Raw genomic sequence first — 20,513 nt, forward strand, 5'->3', positions numbered from 1 at the left:
CGTAAGCACCGTCGGTGCCGATGGTGATCGAGCCAACGCCCGCGATGACGGCGGTTTGACCGGCAACATAACTCGCGCCGTTGACGGTGAAGCTGGCAACGGTCAGGACATTGTCCACATCGCTGTCATTGGTCAGCACGTTGCCGGTAGCAACCGTGTCTTCCTTGGCACTACCAGTGTCAGCCTGCAAGACGCTGGCATCGTCGACAGGGTCGATCTTCACGTCGAGGGTGCTGCTGGAGCCGGTGTTGGTGGTGTAGCCGATTTGCGGCACATCACCATTGAAGTCTTTAACCGGCGTGAAGACGTAAGCACCGTCGGTGCCGATGGTGATCGAGCCAACGCCCGCGATGACGGCGGTTTGACCGGCAACATAACTCGCGCCGTTGACGGTGAAGCTGGCAACGGTCAGGACATTGTCCACATCGCTGTCATTGGTCAGCACGTTGCCGGTAGCAACCGTGTCTTCCTTGGCACTACCAGTGTCAGCCTGCAAGACGCTGGCATCGTCGACAGGGTCGATCTTCACGTCAAGGGTGCTGCTGGAGCCGGTGTTGGTGGTGTAGCCGATTTGCGGCACATCACCATTGAAGTCTTTAACCGGCGTGAAAGCGTAAGCGCCGTCGGTGCCGATGGTGATCGAGCCAACGCCCGAGATGACGGCGGTTTGGCCCGCTTGGTAGTTAGTGCCGTTGACGGTGAAGCTGGCGACGGTCAGGACGTTATCGACGTCGCTGTCGTTGGTCAGCACATTGCCGATGGCGACGGTGTCTTCCTTGGCGCTGCCGGTGTCGGCTTGCAAAACGCTGGCGTCGTCGACCGGGTCGATCTTCACGTCCAAGGTACTGCTGGAACCGGTGTTAGTGGTGTAGCCGATTTGCGGTACATCACCGTTGAAGTCTTTAACCGGGGTGAAGGCGTAAGCGCCGTCGGTGCCGATGGTGATCGAGCCCACGCCTGCAATGACGGCGGTTTGGCCGGCAACATAACTCGCGCCGTTGACGGTGAAGCTGGCGACGGTCAGGACGTTGTCCACGTCGCTGTCGTTGGTCAGCACGTTGCCGGTAGCAACCGTGTCTTCCTTGGCACTACCAGTGTCAGCCTGCAAGACGCTGGCATCGTCGACAGGGTCGATCTTCACGTCCAGGGTGCTGCTGGAGCCGGTGTTGGTGGTGTAGCCGATTTGTGGGACGTCGCCGTTGAAGTCTTTAACCGGGGTGAAGGCGTAAGCACCGTCGGTACCGATGGTGATAGAACCCACGCCTGCAATGATGGCCGTCTGGCCAGCGGCGTAAGTAGTCCCACCCACATTAAAGCTGGCAACGGTCAGGACGTTATCGACGTCGCTGTCGTTGGTTAGCACATTGCCGGTGGCGAGGGTGTCTTCCTTGGCGCTGCCGGTATCGGCCTGCAGGACACTGGCGTCGTCAACCGGGTCGATCTTCACGTCCAGGGTGCTGCTGGAACCGGTGTTGGTGGTGTAGCCGATTTGTGGGACGTCGCCGTTGAAGTCTTTGTCTGGGGTGAAGGCGTAAGCGCCGTCGGTGCCGATGGTGATCGAACCCACGCCAGCAATAACAGCGGTCTGGCCCGCTTGATAGTTAGTGCCGTTGACGGTGAAGCTGGCAACGGTCAGGACGTTGTCCACGTCGCTGTCATTGGTCAGCACGTTGCCGGTAGCAACCGTGTCTTCCTTGGCGCTGCCGGTATCGGCTTGCAAGACGCTGGCGTCGTCGACCGGGTCGATCTTCACGTCCAAGGTACTGCTGGAACCAGTGTTGGTGGTGTAGCCGATTTGCGGCACATCACCATTGAAGTCTTTAACCGGCGTAAAGGCGTAAGCACCGTCGGTGCCGATGGTGATTGTGCCCACACCAGCAATAACAGCGGTTTGGCCTGCTTGGTAGTTAGTGCCGTTGACGGTGAAGCTGGCGACGGTCAGGACGTTATCCACGTCGCTGTCGTTGGTCAGCACATTGCCGGTGGCGAGGGTGTCTTCCTTGGCGCTGCCGGTATCGGCCTGCAGGACACTGGCGTCGTCAACCGGGTCGATCTTCACGTCCAGGGTGCTGCTGGAGCCGGTGTTGGTGGTGTAGCCGATTTGTGGGACGTCGCCGTTGAAGTCTTTGACTGGGGTGAAGGCGTAAGCGCCGTCGGTGCCGATGGTGATCGAACCCACGCCAGCAATAACAGCGGTCTGGCCCGCTTGGTAGTTAGTGCCGTTGACGGTGAAGCTGGCGACGGTCAGGACGTTATCCACGTCGCTGTCATTGGTCAGCACATTGCCGGTGGCGACGGTGTCTTCTTTCGCGCTGCCGGTGTCGGCTTGCAAGACGCTGGCGTCGTCGACAGGGTCGATCTTCACGTCCAAGGTGCTGCTGGAGCCGGTGTTGGTGGTGTAGCCGATTTGCGGCACATCGCCGTTGAAGTCTTTAACCGGCGTGAAAGCGTAAGCACCGTCGGTAGCGATGGTGATAGAACCCACGCCTGCAATCATGGCCGTCTGGCCAGCGGCGTAAGTAGTCCCACCCACATTGAAGCTGGCAACGGTCAGGACGTTATCGACGTCGCTGTCGTTGGTCAGCACGTTGCCGGTGGCAACGGTGTCTTCTTTCGCGCTGCCGGTGTCGGTTTGCAAGACGCTGGCATCGTCGACCGGGTCGATCTTCACGTCGAGGGTGCTGCTGGAACCGGTGTTGGTGGTGTAGCCGATTTGCGGCACATCACCGTTGAAATCTTTGACAGGGGTGAAGGCGTAAGCGCCGTCGGCACCGATGGTGATCGAACCCACACCAGCAATGACGGCGGTTTGGCCGGCGGTGTAGGTGGTCCCACCCACATTGAAGGAGGCAACGGTCAGGACGTTATCGACGTCGCTGTCATTGGTCAGCACGTTGCCGGTAGCAACCGTGTCTTCCTTGGCGCTGCCGGTGTCAGCCTGCAAAACGCTGGCGTCGTCGACCGGGTCGATCTTCACGTCCAGGGTGCTGCTGGAACCGGTGTTGGTGGTGTAGCCGATTTGCGGCACATCACCATTGAAGTCTTTGACTGGGGTGAAGGCGTAAGCGCCGTCGGCACCGATGGTGATCGAACCCACACCCGTGATGATGGCGGTTTGGCCGGCGGTGTAAGTGGTCCCACCCACATTGAAGGAGGCAACGGTCAGCACGTTATCCACGTCGCTGTCGTTGGTCAGCACATTGCCAGTGGCAACGGTGTCTTCTTTCGCGCTGCCGGTGTCGGCCTGAAGGACGCTGGCGTCGTCGACCGGGTCGATCTTTACGTCCAAGGTACTGCTGGAACCAGTGTTGGTGGTGTAGCCAATCTGCGGCACATCACCGTTGAAGTCTTTAACCGGCGTAAAGGCGTAAGCGCCATCAGCACCAATGGTGATCGAGCCAACGCCCGCGATAACGGCCGTCTGGCCCGCAGTGTAAGTGGTGCCGTTGACATTAAACGTGGCAACGCTCAGCACGTTGTCCACATCGACGTCATTGGCAAGTACATTGCCGGTAGCAACGCCGTCTTCCCGTGCACTGCCGTTGTCCGCTTGCAGGACACTCGGATCGTCCACTGCGTCGACCTTGACCACCAGCGTGCTGCTCGAGCCAGTATTGGTGGTGTAGCCAATCTGCGGCACGTCGCCGTTGAAGTCCTTGACCGGCGTGAACGTGTAAGCGCCATCAGCCGCGATGGTGATGGAGCCGACGCCAGCAATGACAGCCGTTTGACCGGCGATGAACGTCGCACCGCCGACGTTGAACGTAGCGACCGACAAAACATTGTCGATATCGCTGTCGTTTGTCAGCACGTTGCCGGTGGCAACGCCATCTTCGGCAATGGTGCTGCTATCCGCCTGCAAAACACTTGGGTCATCCACCGCGTTAACGGTGGTGGTGGCTGCCTGCGGGTTGATTGCCAGGTTTTCGTAATTGCCGCCCGTCGCACTGGTGATGGTCGCGCTGACACTAAGGTCTTTGCCATCAGCCAGATTGGCTGGGGTATCGACGCTCACGGTGCCGGTGGTCTTGCCGGCTTCGATGGTGATGGTGGTGTTGTTGGACAGCGTGATGGTGACGTCGGTCTGCGCGGCGTTGTTCACGGTGGCGGTGTAGACGATTTTGCCACCTTCATCCACCGAAGCCGTCGCGGTGAGCGTAACGGTGGTGGTGTCGATGGTGTCATTGACCTGAGTGACGGCCGGCGTCGGGTCGGTGGTGATGATCAGGTTGCCGCCGCCGGAGGTGCCGGCGATGGTGGCCGAGATCGACGAGGCATCCAGGTAAGGCGTGTCATTGCCGGCGAAGGTGACGTTCAGGGCGCCCGAGGTCTGGCCGGCCGCGACTACCACAGCGAGGCCATTGGACAGCGTGACGGTCAGGTCACTGGTGGGGGCCTGAGTGACGAACACGGTGTAAACCACTACGCCACCGGCTTCGGTGATGGTCGGCGTGGCGGTCAGGGTAATGGTGACGTTGCGCGGGTCGACGCCGTTGTTATCAGCACCGGTCAGGGTGTTAGCCGCCGCATCTGCAGCATTTAAACCGTTGGTCGGATAACCGATGGTTGGGTCGACCACACCGGCCGTCGCTTCCAGCACGACAAAGCTATGGCCGCCGCCGACGGCGCCGTCTGCACCGGCTGCGGTCGGGCCTGCCGCGGTGGCTTCAAGATCCTGGGTCGGGTCAGCGCCGGCGGCGATGGCTTGCTGCAGTTCGGCGACGGACGGTGCTGCTTGAGCGGTGGCGGCGCTGAGGTCGGTGGTCGAGTCAGGTGCATTGGCGCTCCACTGGGTGTCGCGGCCCAGGTCAATGACGCGGCCATCGGTCAGTTCCAGCGAAACGGCGCCCGCCGGGCCAGTGTCGACCAGCTCGCCGGCGAACAGACGATCACCTTCTACCAGCAGGCGGCGGATCCCTTCTGGGGATACTGCGAACACTTGACCGACAATGCTTTTGACGACCGCAACGCTGCTCATAAAAGACTCTCCGTGTATTGCCATTCAGGGGGTATCCACCCAGGAGACCGGCCCTGTCGCTGGTGCCGATTCAATAAGCTGGAGTACTTAATTTCTTCGAAAACTTACTGGCGTCAATTTTTTGATGGCGCGCCAGAAAAATTACTTTTCCGTCAAGGTATTGACCTATTGGGCGTCATCCTAAACAATCCGCCCGGTAATGTCACATTGATATTTAAGCGGCTTCGCGACTTTCTGTTTGCGCCCTCCGGCGCCCAATAAAAACGGGCATTTCGAGTTGCCACTCCCATGCAATATTTCAAGTTTGTTGCGGCTTTCAGGCAACCAATCCCCGGGGAAAAATCAGAATGCGTTTGCACTTATTCACAGCTGTGCCGTTTGTTCTCGCGGCAAGTTTCGTACAGGCTCAAACACTGCAAGAAGCCATGCAGAAGGCTGTGGATGTTCACCCGGAGATTCAGGCCGCCGTCAACGCACGTATCGCTGCCGACTATCAGGTCCGGGCAGCCCAGGGCGGTTACCTGCCTAAAATCGATTTGCTGGGCGGTTATGGCCGTGAAAGCTCCGACAACACGTCGACCCGCGCCGCCAGCAACAGCCATGACTGGAAAACCCTGAATCGCGGCGAGTCGAGCATTCGCCTCCAGCAAAACCTGTTCCAGGGTTTCGGGACGCAGAATGAAGTCGGGCGCCAGCAGGCCACCGCCAACTCTCGCGGTTATGCCCTGCTCAATACCACCGAGCGCACCGCGCTGACCGTTGCCCAGGTTTATCTGGATGTCCTGACTCGTCGCGAGATGGTGCAGTTGGCAGAAGACAACCTGAAGAGCCACGAGCGCATCTTCGACCAGATCAAATTGCGCACCAGCCGCGGGGTCGGCCGGATGGCCGATATGGACCAGGCCGAAGCCCGTCTGGCCCAGGCGCGCAATAACCTGCTGACCGAGCAGACCAACCTTGAAGACGCCAAAGCCAACTATGTAAGCGCCGTGGGCCAAGAGCCCGATGAACTGGAACGGCCGCAGGGCTTCGTCGCCCTGATGCCTGCCAGCCTCGATGAGGCACGCCGGCAGATGGTGGAAAGCAGCCCGGTGCTGCGCTCGGCCGAATCGGACATCGCTGCCGCTGAAAAGCAGTACGAATCCGCCAAGTCGACGTTCTATCCACGCTTCGACGCAGAGCTGCAGCGTTCGGCCAACAACAATGTCGGCGGCGAAGAAGGCCACGACAACGGTTACTCCGCGATGCTGCGCATGCAGTTCAACCTGTACTCGGGCGGCAGCAACAAGGCCGACCTGCAGTCCAAGGCCTCCCAGGCGTCCCAGGCGCTGGATATCCGCAACAATGCCCTGCGTGAGTTGAACCAGGAGTTGAGCCTGGCGTGGAACGCCTACAACAACGCCACCTCGCAATTGCCGATCGCCCAGGAATACGTGGACCGCAGCACCCGCGTGCGCACGTCATACCAGCAGCAGTTCAGCCTGGGTGAGCGTACACTGCTCGACTTGCTCGACAGCGAGAACGAACTGTTCACCGCATCGCAGCGCCTGGCGCAGATCAAAAACCTGCAGTTGTACACGCAATACCGTATCAAAGCGGATATGGGCCAACTGCTGCGAAGCCAGGGCGTCGTTGCGCCGCTGGCATCGGTTGTGCAAAACGAAGTCAAAACGAAGGTGAACCTGCCAGGGATGAACTGATTCTTGACGGAGTTGAACCGTTCAACTGCATTAAGAGAGAGTCAGCTTGGATTCTGAAATAGGTGTGGCGCAACTCAACCATGACCCGCGCAGTCAGCATGACGACCCCTTGCTGGACGGGTTGCTGACGCTCTGTTCCCTGCATTACAAGCCCGCCAGCCGGGCGATGCTGACCACCGGCCTGCCACTGGCCGGACAGCGCCTGGGCCCGGATCTGCTGCCTCGCGCAGCGGCCCGGGCGGGTTTGCAGGGGCGTTTGCTGCAGCGCAAGCTTGAGCAGATCCCAACCATTGCACTGCCGGCGTTGCTGTTGTTGAAGGAAGGCCGCAGTGCAGTGCTGTTGGGCTGGGAAGGTGACACCGCGCGCTTGTTGCTCAGCGAAAGCGAAGGCGGCGAAGTCCAGGTCAGCCGTGAGGCACTGAGTCAAGATTACAGCGGTCGGGTTTTCTTCGCCCAGCCGCAACATAAATTTGACGTTACCAGCGGCACGCTGATCCCCCGCGCGCGCTCCTGGTTCAAAGACACGCTCAAACGCTCGCGTTGGTTATATGCCGACGCTATCGCCGCCAGCCTGGTGATCAACCTGATCGCCCTGGCCGCGCCATTATTCGTGATGAACGTGTACGACCGCGTGGTGCCGAACCAGGCCACCGCCACCCTATGGGTGCTGGCCATCGGTATCTGTGGCGCTTACCTGTTCGACCTGCTGCTTAAAAGCATGCGCAGCCTGTGCCTGGACCTTGCGGGCAAGAAAACCGACCTGATCATTTCTGCGACGCTGTTCGAGCGCATCGTGGGCATGGCGATGAAAATGCGCCCGGCGCGGGTCGGCAGCTATGCGCAGAACATCCATGAATTCCAGGGAATGCGCGATTTCCTGACTTCGCTGACCCTCACCAGCCTCATTGACCTGCCCTTCACGCTGATCATCCTTGGGGTGATCGCGCTGCTGGGCGGCCATCTGGTGTGGATCCCCATTGTCGCTTTCCCGCTGGCGCTGGGTATCGGCCACTTTCTGCAAAAACCACTCACCGCGACCCTGGAACGCACCATGGCGCTGAGTGCAGAACGCCAGTCGAGCCTGATCGAAACCCTCGCCGGGCTGGATGCGGTGAAGGTCAACAACGCTGAAAGCGAACGCCAATACCAGTGGGAACAGACCATCGGCACCCTCAGCCGCCTGGAGCTGCGGGTCAAAGTGCTGTCCGGCCTGGCGATGAATATCACACTGCTGATCCAGCAAGTGGCCGGCGTGGCGATGATCATTTTCGGCGTGTATCAGATCATCGATGGCACCCTCAGCATGGGCGGCCTGGTGGCGTGCTACATGCTCAGCGGCCGTGCCCTCGGCCCGTTGGCGCAGCTCTCGGGCCTGCTGACGCGCTACCAGCAAGCCAAGGTGACGATGGTGTCGGTGGACCAGATGATGGAGCTGCCGCAGGAACGCAACTTCGAAGAGCGCCCCCTCAGCCGTAAAACGCTGCAAGGCGCGATGACGTTCCGTGAGGTCGACTTCACTTACCCGAACCAGCAGACGCTGGCGCTGCGCGGTATCAACCTGAGCGTAAAACCCGGTGAAAAAATCGGCATCATCGGCCGCAGCGGCTCGGGCAAAAGCTCCCTGGCCAAACTGCTGGTGGGTTTGTATCAACCTGACTCCGGCTCGCTGCTGGTGGATGGCGTGGATATTCGCCAGATCGATGTCAGCGAGTTGCGCCACAACATCGGCTACGTGGCCCAGGACATCCAATTGCTGGCCGGCACCTTGCGCGACAACCTGGTCTGCGGTGCACGCTATGTGGATGACGAGATGGTGCTGCAAGCGGCAGAGTTGGCCGGCGTGCATGAATTCGCCAGGCTTCACCCGCAAGGCTACGAGCTGCAGGTGGGCGAGCGCGGGCAAAACCTTTCAGGCGGTCAGCGCCAGAACGTCGCCCTGGCCCGTGCGTTGCTGTTGAACCCACCGATCCTGTTGCTGGACGAACCGACCAGCGCCATGGACAACACCGGTGAAGAGCGCCTGAAACAGCGCCTGCAGTCGGTGATCGAAAACAAGACGGTGATTCTGGTGACCCACCGTGCTTCGCTGCTGAGCCTGGTGGACCGCCTGCTGGTGATCGACCGTGGCCAGATACTCGCAGACGGCCCAAAAGCGGCCGTGATGGAAGCACTGAAGAAGGGGCAGATCAGTGTCGCTTAACTCCGGTTCGGGCCGCTTTAAACGCGGCATCTTCAATTACTTCAAAGGCACCGACTCCCTCGACGACCAGCCATTGCCCGAAGTGGAAAAGGCGCTGGTGGACGATGCACCGCGAATCGTACGCCTGACCATCTGGGGCGTGATCGGCTTCTTCGTGTTCCTGGTGTTGTGGGCGCACTTCGCGATTATCGACGAGGTAACCAAGGGCGAAGGCAAAGCGATCCCCTCCTCGCGCATTCAGAAAATTCAGAACCTGGAAGGCGGCATCGTCGCGCAGATCTATGTGCACGAAGGCCAGATTGTCGAAGCCGGCGCGCCGCTGGTGCGCCTGGACGACACGCGATTTGCCTCCAACGTCGGCGAAACCGAAGCCGACCGCGTGGCCATGGAACTGCGCGTCGAACGCCTGAGCGCGGAAGTCGACAACCGCCCGCTGAATATCTCCGATAACGCGCGCAAGACCGCGCCGAACCAGGCCTCGAACGAAGAGTCGCTGTACCTGAGCCGACGCCAGCAACTGGCGGACGAGATTGGCGGGTTGCAACAACAGTTGCTGCAACGTCAGCAGGAGTTGCGTGAATTCAGCTCCAAGCAGGAGCAGTACCGTAACAGCCTGGGCCTGCTGCGCCAGGAGATCGGCATGTCCGAACCGCTGGTCCAGCAAGGCGCGATATCGCCGGTAGAAGTACTGCGCCTCAAGCGCTCCGAGGTGGAAACCCGAGGCATGCTCGACGGCACCACCCTGGCGATCCCGCGCGCCCAGGCGGCGATCAACGAAGTGCAGCGCAAAATCGACGAAACCCGCGGCAAATTCCGCAGCGAAGCCCTGGCCCAATTGAACGAAGCCCGCACCAACCTGAGCAAGGCCCAGGCCACCTCAAAGGGCCTGGAAGACCGCGTCAGCCGCACCATGGTCACCTCCCCGGTGCGCGGTATCGTCAAGCAGATGCTGGTCAACACCGTCGGCGGCGTGATCCAGCCCGGCAGCGACATCGCCGAAGTGGTGCCGCTGGACGACACGCTGCTGGTGGAAGCGCGAATCCGTCCGCAAGACATCGCCTTCCTGCATCCTGGCCAGGAAGCCGTGATCAAATTCACCGCCTATGACTACACCATCTACGGCGGGCTCAAAGGCAAACTCGAAACCATCGGCGCCGACACCGTGATGGACGAAGAAAAGAAGAACACCTTCTACGTCATCAAACTGCGCACCGACCGCAGCCACTTGGGCACCGATGAGAAGCCGCTGCTGATCATCCCGGGCATGGTAGCGTCGGTAGACATCATCACCGGCAAGAAAAGCATCCTGAGCTACCTGCTCAAGCCGATCATCAAATCGCGGGCAGAGGCATTGCACGAGCGCTGATATTTTCACGAGCAGTGAAGGGAAATGCAGGGAGATGTGCGAAAACTTGGGTTTTCGCAAAAATAGTCAGATTTCAGGGGTTTACAGAACCTCGGCAGTCGCTATAATCGTCGCCCTAACACGCCGGTATAGCTCAGTTGGTAGAGCAACTGACTTGTAATCAGTAGGTCCCGGGTTCGACTCCTGGTGCCGGCACCATACAAAACAAGGGCTTGCAGCGATGCAGGCCCTTGTTGTTTCTGCAATACGTACAATCACACGTACATTAGGCAACGGGCCGCATTCAACCCGCTATGCTTTCGACCATTTATCCACAGCCATTTCCCGACATGCGGTCAGGGACAGGAAAGTGACGACGATGCTCTCCGGAAAGATCAAAGTGACGTTTGAAGTTCCTGACGAGAGTGAAGCAGAAGACGGCGTTCGTCCTTTCATTTCGCTTGATACAATGGACCTTGTGGACGCGGCCATCGAGTCGGGTCTTCCAGACCACTCCCCTCTGGTCGGCCTCATACATGAAGCAGTGGAAGACCTGGACTTTCAGGAGTTGCTAGAAGCACACCTGTTGTCATGGGTGCCAGAGGACCGCCCAGCTGCGGCAGATGCCATCGCGGATTGGTTGGAATATCTGGCCAGGTTGATCCGTAAACAGAATGATCATTTGTCGCTGGACTTGAAGCCAAGACCGTCTCAGGGCCCTCGCTACTGAGCGACCACTGTCGCTCCTTCTCCTCCCACCTCACCCCGCCTTCCACACCGAACTAGCGTTCGGTGATCCCTCGTGCCTGTTCGTCAGCGCAACTCAAGGTTTACCGCACCCTCCATCTTTGTATAGCTAACTGCTTCACATGTAGACAATTGCTATACAAGCGGCTATTATCCGCTTCACGGGTCGGACACACGCCCGTGCGCTGCGCTTAACACCCGCGGCACCACTATCCCATTAGAGGAATGCACCATGAATCTTCAGACCAGCCGATTCACCACTCAATAAACGCGGGAGGTACACCCACGACTTCACAGGTTAAACAGGACTAAATCATGACTACACATAGCATGCCGTCTCTATCAGCTACCCCAGATAAAACCAAACCCGTCCCTATCAACATGAGGGTCGATTTTAAAAAACGAGACTTGATCGATGTGGCCGCAGCCATGTCGGGAAGCGATCGGACCAGCTTTATCCTGGACGCTGCTTGTAAAAAAGCAGAGGAAGTAATCCTGGATCAACGTCTGTTCATCCTTGCCGACAATGATTTCGACGCCTTTGAGCAAGCCTTACAGAACAATCCCGTAAGGAGTAACACATGGCTACAGAAATTGTTGAACAGGCCGACCCGCTGGAGCTAAGCCAGCCGGAGAAGCTTAATGAGCACCACAATGTCGACCAGTTCGACTGTGGCGAAGACTCGATAAATGAGTTTTTGAAGAAAAAGGCAATCAAGGCCCAGCTGGCCAAGACCGCTACCGTTCTTGTCACCTGCCTGAAAGGCTCCAACGTGGTCGTGGGTTATTACACGCTCTCGAACGGGACCATAATGCGGGCAGACGTTGTTCCCAGGAAGGCACAGCGCAACTCCCCAGACCAGCACCCCATTACCATTCTGGGCCGCATGGGAGTTTGTAAGACGCTCCAAGGCCAAGGCTTGTCGCTGGATCTCATTCAAGATGCCGTGTTGCGATCTCTCGCCGCATCTGAAGCGGTCGCGTCAACCGCACTCGTTGTGCACCCGCTGAATGAGCAGCTCGTGGGGCTCTACGAAAAGGCTGGGTTCCTTCGTAGTCCCCAGCTATCACCGATAGCGATGATGCTCCCTCTCGTCTGACTCTTCATTTTCAGACAGCACCCTGGCCGCAGGCATCTGCGGCCAGATACGCCACTGCGTTGATAGCGACCGCTACCAGTTCATGATCGCCAGCTCGCCTGTTTTTTCGGACACACCCTTCCGTGGGTTGGCCGTGCTATATCGGATATCCATCACCTCCATGCGGAACCCTTCAAAAACCAGGCGGATATCCGGGTGATCATTGATGCTTACCATCACCTTGCCTTCGCAGGCGCGCATGAACTCCGCCATAAGTTCGTACTGATCAAAGTCAAACTCGACGCCGTAACCCTCTGTTTTCCAGTAGGGAGGGTCCATATAGTGAAAGGTGTGGGGCCGATCGTACTTTTGGGCGCACTTCAGCCACGGAAGGTTCTCGACGTACGTGCCTGACAGGCGCTGCCAGGCTTGCGACAGGTTTTCCTCGATCCGCAACAGATTGATAGGCCGGCCGGTGGTGGCAGTGCCGAATGTTTGCCCCGTGGCCTTGGCCCCAAACGCGTGGTGCTGGAGATAGAAGAACCTGGCTGCCTTCTGGATGTCCGTGAGTGTTTCCGGTACTGCCAATTTCTGCCACTCGAATATCTGCCGCGAGCTGAGCGCCCACTTGAACTGGCGCACGAACTCTTCCAGGTGGTGCTGCACGACTCGATAGAGATTCACCAAGTCGCCATTGAGGTCGTTAAGAACCTCAACTTTTGCCGGCTCCTCCCGCTTGAAATACTGCGCCGCTCCGCCGGCGAACACTTCGACGTAGCACTCGTGATCAGGGAACAGCGCCAACAGGCGTTTTGATAGCCGGCGCTTGCCGCCCATCCATGGAACGATTGGGTTTGTCATTTGCAATCCTTTGCAATGGGTTTTCGTGGTGGGTATTTATTTGCAGCTGATCGTCCACAGCTGATCAAGCCGCGTTGTATAGCATAACTTCAGTAAAAGCTTGATCGTGGGGCTCGTTTGGTTTCGAGTGATGGCCAATCGAAATCAATACCGTCCGTCCAATACTTATGCATTTGTGCATATTTTGGCTTGGTGCGATAGCTGTGTTTATGTACAGTGGTTTCGCGAACATTCTGTTTGCACATCAAGTGTTTGCTTGCCCACGCTATCGATAGCCACTGGAAGGCATTCTTAAGGGAACTAAACATCAAGGAGAAACACATGTCACCACCAGATATTACTCTGCCTCCCATTATCGTGACCCCTGATCCACCATTGCCCAATCCACCAGGGCCTCTGCCAGGGGGTGGGGTCATTGCTAAACCACTGCCATGGGACGGCAAGTTCGCTTCTGGCCCTGAAGTTTATGCATTTTTCAATCAGGAACGAATTACGAGCGATCGGTACACAATGTCTGTGATTGTAACCGTCGCTAGCGCTCAACGAAGTATGGAGCAATCCTATACGGCCTACTTGCCCCAATTGCCGGCTGATGTTGAAGCAGAGATCGCGGCAGGTGTAGGACCTAACCCTCTCTCCGAACTTGAGAAGGCCAACAAGGAGAAATCCGTTGTAGACGGCCTGATTGCGCAGAACACCGCAGAATTGGCTACCGCTAACGCAGCTGCTACCGCTTTTTTTGGTAGAAATGTGCTCGCGGTTGAGATGAAAAAAAGTGCGGTTTATTTTGCAAATATCTTTCAATCACCTAAAAACCCAAACAGGCCCCTTGATACTTATAAAAACTGGGAGGCGTCAGCTACGGCGGCGTATTCAGCAAAAATACTTGAGGAAAAAATACGAATTCTTACAGAAAAGTCCGCATTACTGACCCAGAATGTTGCTACGGCCCAGGCAGCAGAAGACGTACGTCTCGCGGCGGAGGCCGAAGCCAAGCGCATTGCCGATGAAGCGGCAGCCGCTGAAGCCGCCAGAATCGCCGCTGAGGTCGAAGCCAAGCGTGTTGCCGATGAAGCGGCTGCAGTTGAGGCAGCCAGGGTCGCTGCTGAGGCCGAGGCCAAGCGCATTGCCGATGAAGCGGCAGCCGCTGAAGCCGCCAGAATCGCCGCTGAGATTGAAGCAAAACGCGTGGCTGATGAGGCTGCCGCTGCTGAAGCGGCGAGAGTCGCGGCAGAGGCTGAAGCTAAGCGGATCGCGGATGAAGCGGCAGCAGCGGAGGCAGCCAGGATCGCCGCCGAAGCAGCTGAGCAAGCCCGCTTAGCTGCAGAGGCTATTCGCGTTGCCAATACGTTTCGTGCTCCAGGCCCAGCGTCAGCGGCTGCACCGTTTGTTATAACCTCGGCGGGAACCATAGCTGTCATTGAAGCGGCGGCAGTGACCTTGCAAACAGCTATCCGCTCTGCAATTGCCGCCTTGACCAGTTTGGCAGCTGGCACCGCCTCAGGTCTTCTGGTTGGGGTTTCTGCTTTAATCTATTCGCCCAAACTGGCTAATGGGGAGTTGCCTGAACGTTATACGTTTAGTACCCCTGTGTCGGATCTTACCCCTGAGCTAAGCCAAGATTTGCCAGCCATTGCCGCCGCCGGCGGTACCGTTGATTTGCCTGTTCGGCTTAGCTCGAAAACAGCTGCAGATGGGCAGTCAGAAGTCATTGTGGTAAAGACTGATGGTGTGACGATTCCTTCGAAAGTCAGGGTGGTGGCTGCTACTTATAACGCCGAACAGAACCTGTACAGTGTGACGACAGGAGACGCCCCACCAAGGACTTTGACTTGGACACCGATTGTCGACCCTGGTAACAGCTCGACCACCCTACCTGCCGAACAACCTGCTCCACCGGTCTACACTGGAGCTAGTGTAACGCCGGTTGAAGGAAGGATTGACACTTTCCCAGGGGTTGCAGACGCTGGTTTTGATGACTTCGTCACCGTGTTCCCGGCAGACTCGGGTCTGCCTCCAATCTATGTGATGTTCAGGGACCGGCGAGAGGATCCAGGCGTGGCGACAGGTGTTGGCCAACCTGTGTCGGGGACTTGGTTAGGCGCTGCATCACAAGGTGAGGGTGCACCCATCCCGTCGCAGATTGCCGATCAACTTAGAGGGAAGGAATTTAAGAACTTCAGAGAGTTTCGAGAAACCTTCTGGAAAGCCGTAGCTAGTGACCCAGAACTTGCGAAACAATTTATTTTGACAAACAGAGACCGCATGATCACTGGTAAAGCTGCAAAGTCCAGAAAAGCTGATGCTGTGGGTAAACGATCATCTTTTGAACTTCATCATATTGACGAAGTTGCGAAAGGCGGAGATATTTACAATATCGAAAACATTCGTGTTTTGACACCTAAGCGTCACATAGATATCCATAAGGAAGTAAAATAATGGAACTTAAAAGCAGTATTTCAGAATATACAGAAGCTGAGTTTTTGGAGTTCATGAAGGAGATATTTAAAGAAAATACCGCCAAGACCGATGATCAGCTAGATATACTTTTGGAGCATTTCGAAAGAATCACCGAACATCCTGAAAGCACAGACCTTATTTATTATGCAGCGACGGACGCAGAAAGCACGCCCGAGGCAATAACTAATAAGGTTAAAGAATGGCGGGCCGCCAATGGCAAGCCAGGCTTCAAAACAGCTTAATCAAAGCTAACCAAGCCTAGTCGCCAAAAAAAGGCGACTGGGCTTTTCGCTATTTGCAAACCTTTGACATTTTATTTGCCGCACCGTCAGCCACGAGTGTATAAGCGCAAAACCGTTACTTTACGTCGAGGCGCTGTGATCGATACCAGTCGTTTTTTTTGACTCAAGAGCAACGCGATGGTTTTGGGCGTTACGTCGAGTCCCCCAGAAGGGATGAGCTAGAGCGCTATTTTCACCTGAGCGATGACGACTACAAAGTCCTCGTGCCACTGCGTGGCGAATACAACCGTCTCGGTTACGCCGTACAACTGACCAGCCTTCGTTATCTCGGGGCCTTCCCCGATGACTTTTCAGCCATTCCACAGGAGGTACTGCAAATACTCAGTAAACAGTTGGGTGTTAATGATTTGACTTGCGTCCTGCTCTACGCCGAAACACCTCAACGTCCCGCCATGCCGTCGAGATTCAGGACCGCTACGGTCATCGAGTACTTTCTGACGTAAGTGTCGGCTTTCGGTTAACCCGCTGGCTATATGCACTCTGCTAAACAGGGACGGTTCGTCCGGGCGAGTTGTTTAACCGAGCAACAAACTGTTTGCTGACACATAAAGTCCTGTTGCCAGGTGTCACCGTTGGAACGATTTATTACCCAACTGCGCAACCGGGTGGAAGAGCGTCTCTGGCTTACCTTGGGACGTAGCATAACCTCTGACAGATGCAGCAACTTCAAGCGTTGTTGGTCGTGGCTGAAGACACTCGCGCCTCGCGCCTAGATGAATTACGCTCCGGCCCCGTGATGGTCAGCGGCCCCTCTCTAGTCAGAGCGCTGCGGCGGCTGGATGATGTGCGCGGGCTGGGTATCACCTTACCGCCTGCTGCAGATCCGGCAGCATTTCCTTGCAAGTGTTTTTTGTGATGGGTGCGCATTTCAGTCAACTATACGATGTAGTCTTCAGAAGCATTTGACATGTAACTCTCCTTGGCAAAGCGCAGCACAGGTGTACTGCTGGATGATCCGTCAGTCCGCCGCCCTTCTGCGGTACAGCTAAATGTAATCCAAATACTAGATTTCGCCAGCAGCGCGATTTTTTCGGTGGCTGGATCTACCCCGCGCTCTTTCTCAATCTCGAGCTCTTTTAGGTTCACCTTTGCCCAGTATTGGGCAGTTGCTGATACGCACCCTCTGTGGGCTCGTCTGGCTGATGGCTGTCACCATCAGTGGGCATGGCATGGGCTTTTTCCTTGGCCTGGCGTTGCATTTCTGCCTGATGCTGAATCTGACGCCAGCGCGAGATCTGCCGGTCGACTGCCTGGTCATAGTCCAGGGCTGACATTTTGTTTTGCGGGAAGTCTTGAACGGCATCCCACGCAGCCTGATCTAACCGCAGGACAATCTCATCATCATTATTAACTACAATAAAGTACAAATTGACGGTACTACAGCCTCGGTAATGAATATCGAGCCTTTGATTGACAAGCTAACTTCATTTGGATGCAACGTATTCAGTGTGGATGGACATAATACAAAAGAGATCATTGACACTATAACTTCCATCAAGCAAAAAAATACTGAAGGTCCTTCTGTGCTGATCGCTCATACGATTAAAGGGCACGGCATCAGCTTTTGCGCAAAAGATCTCAGCTGGCACTATAGAGTTCCGACCAAATTGGAATTGGATTTTGTAAAACAAGAATTGGATTTTCACTGAACATTATAAATTTAGGAGACGCACAGATGAGGGATTTGAGAGATATCATCAATAACTATATTATTTTAAACGCCGAAATCGCGGATATTTACGTTGTGGCCGTAGACTCGGCTATCTCTTCAAATCTTCACGTGTTCAAGAGCCGACTGGGGCATCGTTTTATCGACGTAGGAGTGGCTGAACAAAACGCCTTCGATGTCGCTTCTGGACTTGCCCGAGAAGGGGCAACGGTATTTGTGTTTGGAATTTCTACCTTTTTATTGTACCGAGCGTATGAACAGTTTCGCTCAATAATTTGCGAAAACAAGCTCAAGGTTATATTTGTTGGCCTTTGGTGTGGCCTCTATTACTCCGACCAAGGATATACACACTTACAAATAGACGACATTAACGTCACCCGATCACTACCGAACCTAAACATATATTCGCCTTACAGCGCTCCCAGTGCGGAGTGCTGCCTTGAAGATGCGCTTGAGTATATGGGCCCGTCATATTTAAGAATTGAGAATCCGCTCCCCGATGGCGATTATCTCGACGACTATATGGCCTTTGACCATTCCACACTCAACGGCTCCAAGGCGCTAGCGATACTCGCGACAGGCCAGTCGGTGAAACGAAGTTTATTAGCCTCAAAAAATATTAATTCGACTCTAAAACTTGATATCCCAGTATATCCATTGAGCAACTTGGACGTTAAGCGCTTGCAGTCACAAACTCAAGCGTATTTGGGCAGTTACCAACACCTGCTGATCGTAGAAGAGCACTTGGCTTTCTGCGGAGTAGGGGCCTATATAGGTTTTCTGTCAGCCGCGAGACAGTCCGGCAGCCGAATACATTGCTTGGGGGTTGGTGATCCGATTGTCCGAAACCAAACCTATGACCGGGCTTTAGAATTTCACACACTTAATACACCTGGCATTATAAAAAAATGTTTTGAGATATTGGAGGTTTAACCGATGAAAATTTATATTAACGAAGGTAGTTTCGGATTTGATATGTCGCCGTTGGAAAAAATAGACCTGATCTCCAATTCGGAATTTTCTGGAATTGGTTTTTGGTTCGAAAAGCTTGATCTTTGGTTTCATCAGGCAAATGCAGACCCTCAGGAGTTCAAATCTCTATTGCAGACAAAAAATGTCGACGTAATTGAGATTAACTTCTTAAGATGTCTTTTTACTCATGACTATGAGAATCCTAAATTGCAACATGAAATTTCGAGAGGTATTTATTATGCGAAGCTATTCGGGGCGCCCTTTCTCACAGCTGCGACATTTGGAGAAGATCTTCAACCGTCTCTTTACCGAGAGAACATCAGTAAGTTAGCAGAAAAGCTAGAGCAAGAGGGGCTTTCCCTAGCAATCGAATTCCTACCTTGGACGGAGACCCCCTCAATCACAAAGTTACAGGAGTTAATTGCCGTTGTTGACAGAGATAATGTAGGCATCCTTTTAGATACCTATCATTTCTTTATGGGGGACCCGGACTTGGACGCGCTTAAGAGGATACCACCGGAAAAAATCTTTCTAATCCATGGCAATGACCTACTTAGAGATACCGATCTTTTTTCGAAGCTGTCATTGATCGAAATAACCCGCGGCTATCGAGTAGCACCTGGACTGGGCGACTTTCCTCTTAATCAGTTTTTTAAAACTCTTCGGGAAATGGGTGTAAACGCTCCAGTCAGTCTGGAGGTATTGAACAAGGACTCAACATCACAGTACCACATTGAATCCGTGCTTAATTCTTATACTTCAACATTGCACCAGATAGGAGCGTAAGTCATGCATTCAGAACACTTTACCGCAGTGGTAACGGGTGCGGGAGGTACAATTGGCACATGCATATCCTCTCATTTGGCAGGTCTGGGTTATAATTTAGTAATCATTGATACTCACAAAAACAATCTGGATGCTCTTCAATCGAAGATTCAAAGAGAATACCCTGAAAGTCAAGTCCTTGCACTAACCGTTAACATCACTTCACCCCAAGAAGTGATACAAGCGTCACGGGTGGTCCAAAATAGATTTTATGGTATTGACGTACTGATCAATAACGCGGGTATTTCTCCAAAGCTATCCAATGGCATGCGAATACCGGCCCTGAGTATCGATGATGACGAGTGGGACCTCGTAATGGAAACCAATTTAAAAAGTGTTTTTTTGATGTGTAAATATTTCTTCGATGTGCTCAAACGCGATAAAGGGAAAATTGTAAATATTGCCTCCATGATGGGGGTCACTGGCTCTGGCGTTGACACTAACCAAATATTTCCCTATAGCGTATCAGCAGCACACTACAGTGCATCAAAAGCTGGCGTGATAAATTTGACAAAATCATTGGCGCGAGAATTCAGCGAATCGAATGTCCCGGTCTACGCTATTGCTCCCGGTGCGGTTTCTGGTGGGATGGGCAAATTCGACGAAAGCTTCATCAAAAACCTGAAGGAGCAAATACCCAGTCATCAGCTTGGCACCCCTGAAGAAATTGTGAACACTCTCAATTTTTTGCTTACCTCCGGCATGAGCTTGACCGGGCAGACCTTGCACGTTAATCATGGATGGTTCATGGGAGGGTAGTCATGTCAGCGCAAAAAATTTACTCGGGAAAATACATCGAAATCTCTCACTGTCGAGACTGTGAAATTCTTGGCTATATGATAATTTCGTTTAAACGGACCGTATCTAAACTCGGGGAGCTCAGCTCGGCTGAAGGTACAGAATTGATGAATGGTTTAGCGTTTGCGGAACGGGCCTTACAAAGTGCTTTCTCTCCTGAAAAGATATATATAATGCGTATTTCTGAGCTAAATCCTGAACTGCATTTTCATGTTTTTCCAAGATACGCGTCTGTGACCAAATTATATTTGGTGGAACACAATGAACCTACTATTGATGGTCCTTCTTTTTTCAGCTGGGCTCGGAAGCGGTTTAGCCGTTCAGTGAACGAGCCTAGCCAAGAGATGTTGGATGCTCAGTCAATACTCACGGAAACCCTTGGCGCTTACTTTTCACGGCCTTTGTAATCATATGCAATCACCCTAAAGCGGGGAATTATTGGAGCGATATGAGCCTTGCTACCTCATAAAATACGGGCTGTATTAGGATAATCGTAGAGGTATATTTTTTTTGAAAAAGCCATAATTTTTTGCAAAACAGACAGTTATTTTTCTATTCGACTCCTGGTGCCGCACCA

General features: G+C 54.8%; 17 protein-coding genes and 1 tRNA gene. 15 read left to right on the top strand and 3 right to left on the bottom strand.

The features are described 5' to 3' along the window. Positions 1–4,978, bottom strand: a 4,978-nt coding sequence (locus G7025_RS20845; protein WP_181080985.1) for a retention module-containing protein, incomplete at its 3' end; no start/stop codon positions are given. A gap of 347 nt (positions 4,979–5,325) precedes the next feature. On the opposite strand from G7025_RS20845, the gene G7025_RS20850 reads away from it, so the two are divergent. The 7 genes from G7025_RS20850 (at position 5,326) to G7025_RS20880 (ending at position 12,070) form a co-directional block, all read left to right on the top strand. After that, positions 5,326–6,678: a TolC family outer membrane protein gene (locus tag G7025_RS20850; RefSeq protein WP_181080986.1), complete on the top strand. Its 1,353-nt coding sequence runs from the start codon at positions 5,326–5,328 to the stop codon at positions 6,676–6,678. Between the two features lie 46 nt (positions 6,679–6,724). Next, positions 6,725–8,878 (top strand): type I secretion system permease/ATPase, encoded by a 2,154-nt coding sequence (locus G7025_RS20855; protein ID WP_181080987.1) that lies wholly within the window; start codon positions 6,725–6,727, stop codon positions 8,876–8,878. After that, positions 8,868–10,244 carry an HlyD family type I secretion periplasmic adaptor subunit gene (locus G7025_RS20860; protein ID WP_253509984.1) on the top strand — a complete coding sequence of 459 codons (1,377 nt, stop codon included), beginning with the start codon at positions 8,868–8,870 and terminating at the stop codon, positions 10,242–10,244. The genes G7025_RS20855 and G7025_RS20860 overlap by 11 nt, the downstream gene beginning before the upstream one ends. Before the next feature lie 122 nt (positions 10,245–10,366). Further along, positions 10,367–10,442, top strand: a tRNA-Thr gene (locus tag G7025_RS20865). A gap of 22 nt (positions 10,443–10,464) precedes the next feature. Further along, positions 10,465–10,953, top strand: a complete 489-nt coding sequence (locus G7025_RS20870) for a hypothetical protein (RefSeq protein WP_181080988.1) — start codon at positions 10,465–10,467, stop codon at positions 10,951–10,953. Positions 10,954–11,285: 332 nt separating this feature from the next. Then, positions 11,286–11,594: a type II toxin-antitoxin system TacA family antitoxin gene (locus G7025_RS20875; protein ID WP_181080989.1), complete on the top strand. Its 309-nt coding sequence runs from the start codon at positions 11,286–11,288 to the stop codon at positions 11,592–11,594. Further along, positions 11,552–12,070 carry a GNAT family N-acetyltransferase gene (locus tag G7025_RS20880; RefSeq protein WP_181080990.1) on the top strand — a complete coding sequence of 173 codons (519 nt, stop codon included), beginning with the start codon at positions 11,552–11,554 and terminating at the stop codon, positions 12,068–12,070. Before G7025_RS20875 ends, G7025_RS20880 begins: the two co-directional genes overlap by 43 nt. A 72-nt stretch (positions 12,071–12,142) precedes the next feature. On the opposite strand, the gene G7025_RS20885 is transcribed toward G7025_RS20880, so the two are convergent. Continuing rightward, complete coding sequence (locus G7025_RS20885; protein ID WP_181080991.1) at positions 12,143–12,910, bottom strand: DNA adenine methylase; 768 nt, start codon at positions 12,908–12,910, stop codon at positions 12,143–12,145. Positions 12,911–13,231: 321 nt separating this feature from the next. On the opposite strand from G7025_RS20885, the gene G7025_RS20890 reads away from it, so the two are divergent. The 3 genes from G7025_RS20890 (at position 13,232) to G7025_RS27270 (ending at position 16,115) form a co-directional block, all read left to right on the top strand. Next, a complete protein-coding gene (locus tag G7025_RS20890) occupies positions 13,232–15,349 on the top strand; it encodes an S-type pyocin domain-containing protein (protein ID WP_181080992.1) in 2,118 nt (705 codons plus the stop codon). After that, positions 15,349–15,612, top strand: a complete 264-nt coding sequence (locus G7025_RS20895; RefSeq protein WP_181080993.1) for a bacteriocin immunity protein — start codon at positions 15,349–15,351, stop codon at positions 15,610–15,612. The genes G7025_RS20890 and G7025_RS20895 overlap by 1 nt, the downstream gene beginning before the upstream one ends. 158 nt (positions 15,613–15,770) lie before the next feature. Continuing rightward, entirely contained in the window at positions 15,771–16,115 is a 345-nt protein-coding gene (locus G7025_RS27270) for a DUF4158 domain-containing protein (RefSeq protein ID WP_258197718.1), read from the top strand. 639 nt (positions 16,116–16,754) lie between these two features. On the opposite strand, the gene G7025_RS20905 is transcribed toward G7025_RS27270, so the two are convergent. Next, entirely contained in the window at positions 16,755–17,039 is a 285-nt protein-coding gene (locus G7025_RS20905; RefSeq protein WP_181080994.1) for a hypothetical protein, read from the bottom strand. On the opposite strand from G7025_RS20905, the gene G7025_RS20910 reads away from it, so the two are divergent. Genes G7025_RS20910 through G7025_RS20930 form a run of 5 tightly spaced genes read left to right on the top strand, consistent with a single transcriptional unit; the run spans position 17,040 to position 20,343 of the window. Further along, positions 17,040–17,321, top strand: a complete 282-nt coding sequence (locus G7025_RS20910; protein WP_253511965.1) for a hypothetical protein — start codon at positions 17,040–17,042, stop codon at positions 17,319–17,321. A 26-nt stretch (positions 17,322–17,347) separates the two neighbouring features. After that, positions 17,348–18,274 (top strand): hypothetical protein, encoded by a 927-nt coding sequence (locus G7025_RS20915; protein WP_181080995.1) that lies wholly within the window; start codon positions 17,348–17,350, stop codon positions 18,272–18,274. A 3-nt stretch (positions 18,275–18,277) separates the two neighbouring features. Beyond that, positions 18,278–19,099 carry a sugar phosphate isomerase/epimerase family protein gene (locus tag G7025_RS20920; RefSeq protein ID WP_181080996.1) on the top strand — a complete coding sequence of 274 codons (822 nt, stop codon included), beginning with the start codon at positions 18,278–18,280 and terminating at the stop codon, positions 19,097–19,099. Between the two features lie 3 nt (positions 19,100–19,102). Beyond that, positions 19,103–19,897, top strand: coding sequence for an SDR family NAD(P)-dependent oxidoreductase (locus tag G7025_RS20925; RefSeq protein WP_181080997.1), 795 nt, complete (start codon positions 19,103–19,105; stop codon positions 19,895–19,897). 2 nt (positions 19,898–19,899) lie between these two features. Then, entirely contained in the window at positions 19,900–20,343 is a 444-nt protein-coding gene (locus G7025_RS20930; protein WP_181080998.1) for an HIT family protein, read from the top strand. Positions 20,344–20,513: the final 170 nt, after the last annotated feature.

The sequence above is a fragment of the Pseudomonas lurida genome, from assembly GCF_013522705.1.
Lineage (GTDB): Bacteria > Pseudomonadota > Gammaproteobacteria > Pseudomonadales > Pseudomonadaceae > Aquipseudomonas > Aquipseudomonas quebecensis.

Excerpts from the sequence above, each read along its gene's own strand:
- G7025_RS20850 (WP_181080986.1), top strand. The coding sequence starts at position 5,326 with ATGCGTTTGCACTTATTCACAGCTGTGCCGTTTGTTCTCGCGGCAAGT.
- G7025_RS20870 (WP_181080988.1), top strand. The coding sequence starts at position 10,465 with ATGCAGGCCCTTGTTGTTTCTGCAATACGTACAATCACACGTACATTA.
- G7025_RS20875 (WP_181080989.1), top strand. The coding sequence starts at position 11,286 with ATGACTACACATAGCATGCCGTCTCTATCAGCTACCCCAGATAAAACC.
- G7025_RS20880 (WP_181080990.1), top strand. The coding sequence starts at position 11,552 with ATGGCTACAGAAATTGTTGAACAGGCCGACCCGCTGGAGCTAAGCCAG.
- G7025_RS20885 (WP_181080991.1), bottom strand. The coding sequence starts at position 12,910 with ATGACAAACCCAATCGTTCCATGGATGGGCGGCAAGCGCCGGCTATCA.
- G7025_RS20890 (WP_181080992.1), top strand. The coding sequence starts at position 13,232 with ATGTCACCACCAGATATTACTCTGCCTCCCATTATCGTGACCCCTGAT.
- G7025_RS20895 (WP_181080993.1), top strand. The coding sequence starts at position 15,349 with ATGGAACTTAAAAGCAGTATTTCAGAATATACAGAAGCTGAGTTTTTG.
- G7025_RS20915 (WP_181080995.1), top strand. The coding sequence starts at position 17,348 with ATGAGGGATTTGAGAGATATCATCAATAACTATATTATTTTAAACGCC.
- G7025_RS20920 (WP_181080996.1), top strand. The coding sequence starts at position 18,278 with ATGAAAATTTATATTAACGAAGGTAGTTTCGGATTTGATATGTCGCCG.
- G7025_RS20925 (WP_181080997.1), top strand. The coding sequence starts at position 19,103 with ATGCATTCAGAACACTTTACCGCAGTGGTAACGGGTGCGGGAGGTACA.
- G7025_RS20930 (WP_181080998.1), top strand. The coding sequence starts at position 19,900 with ATGTCAGCGCAAAAAATTTACTCGGGAAAATACATCGAAATCTCTCAC.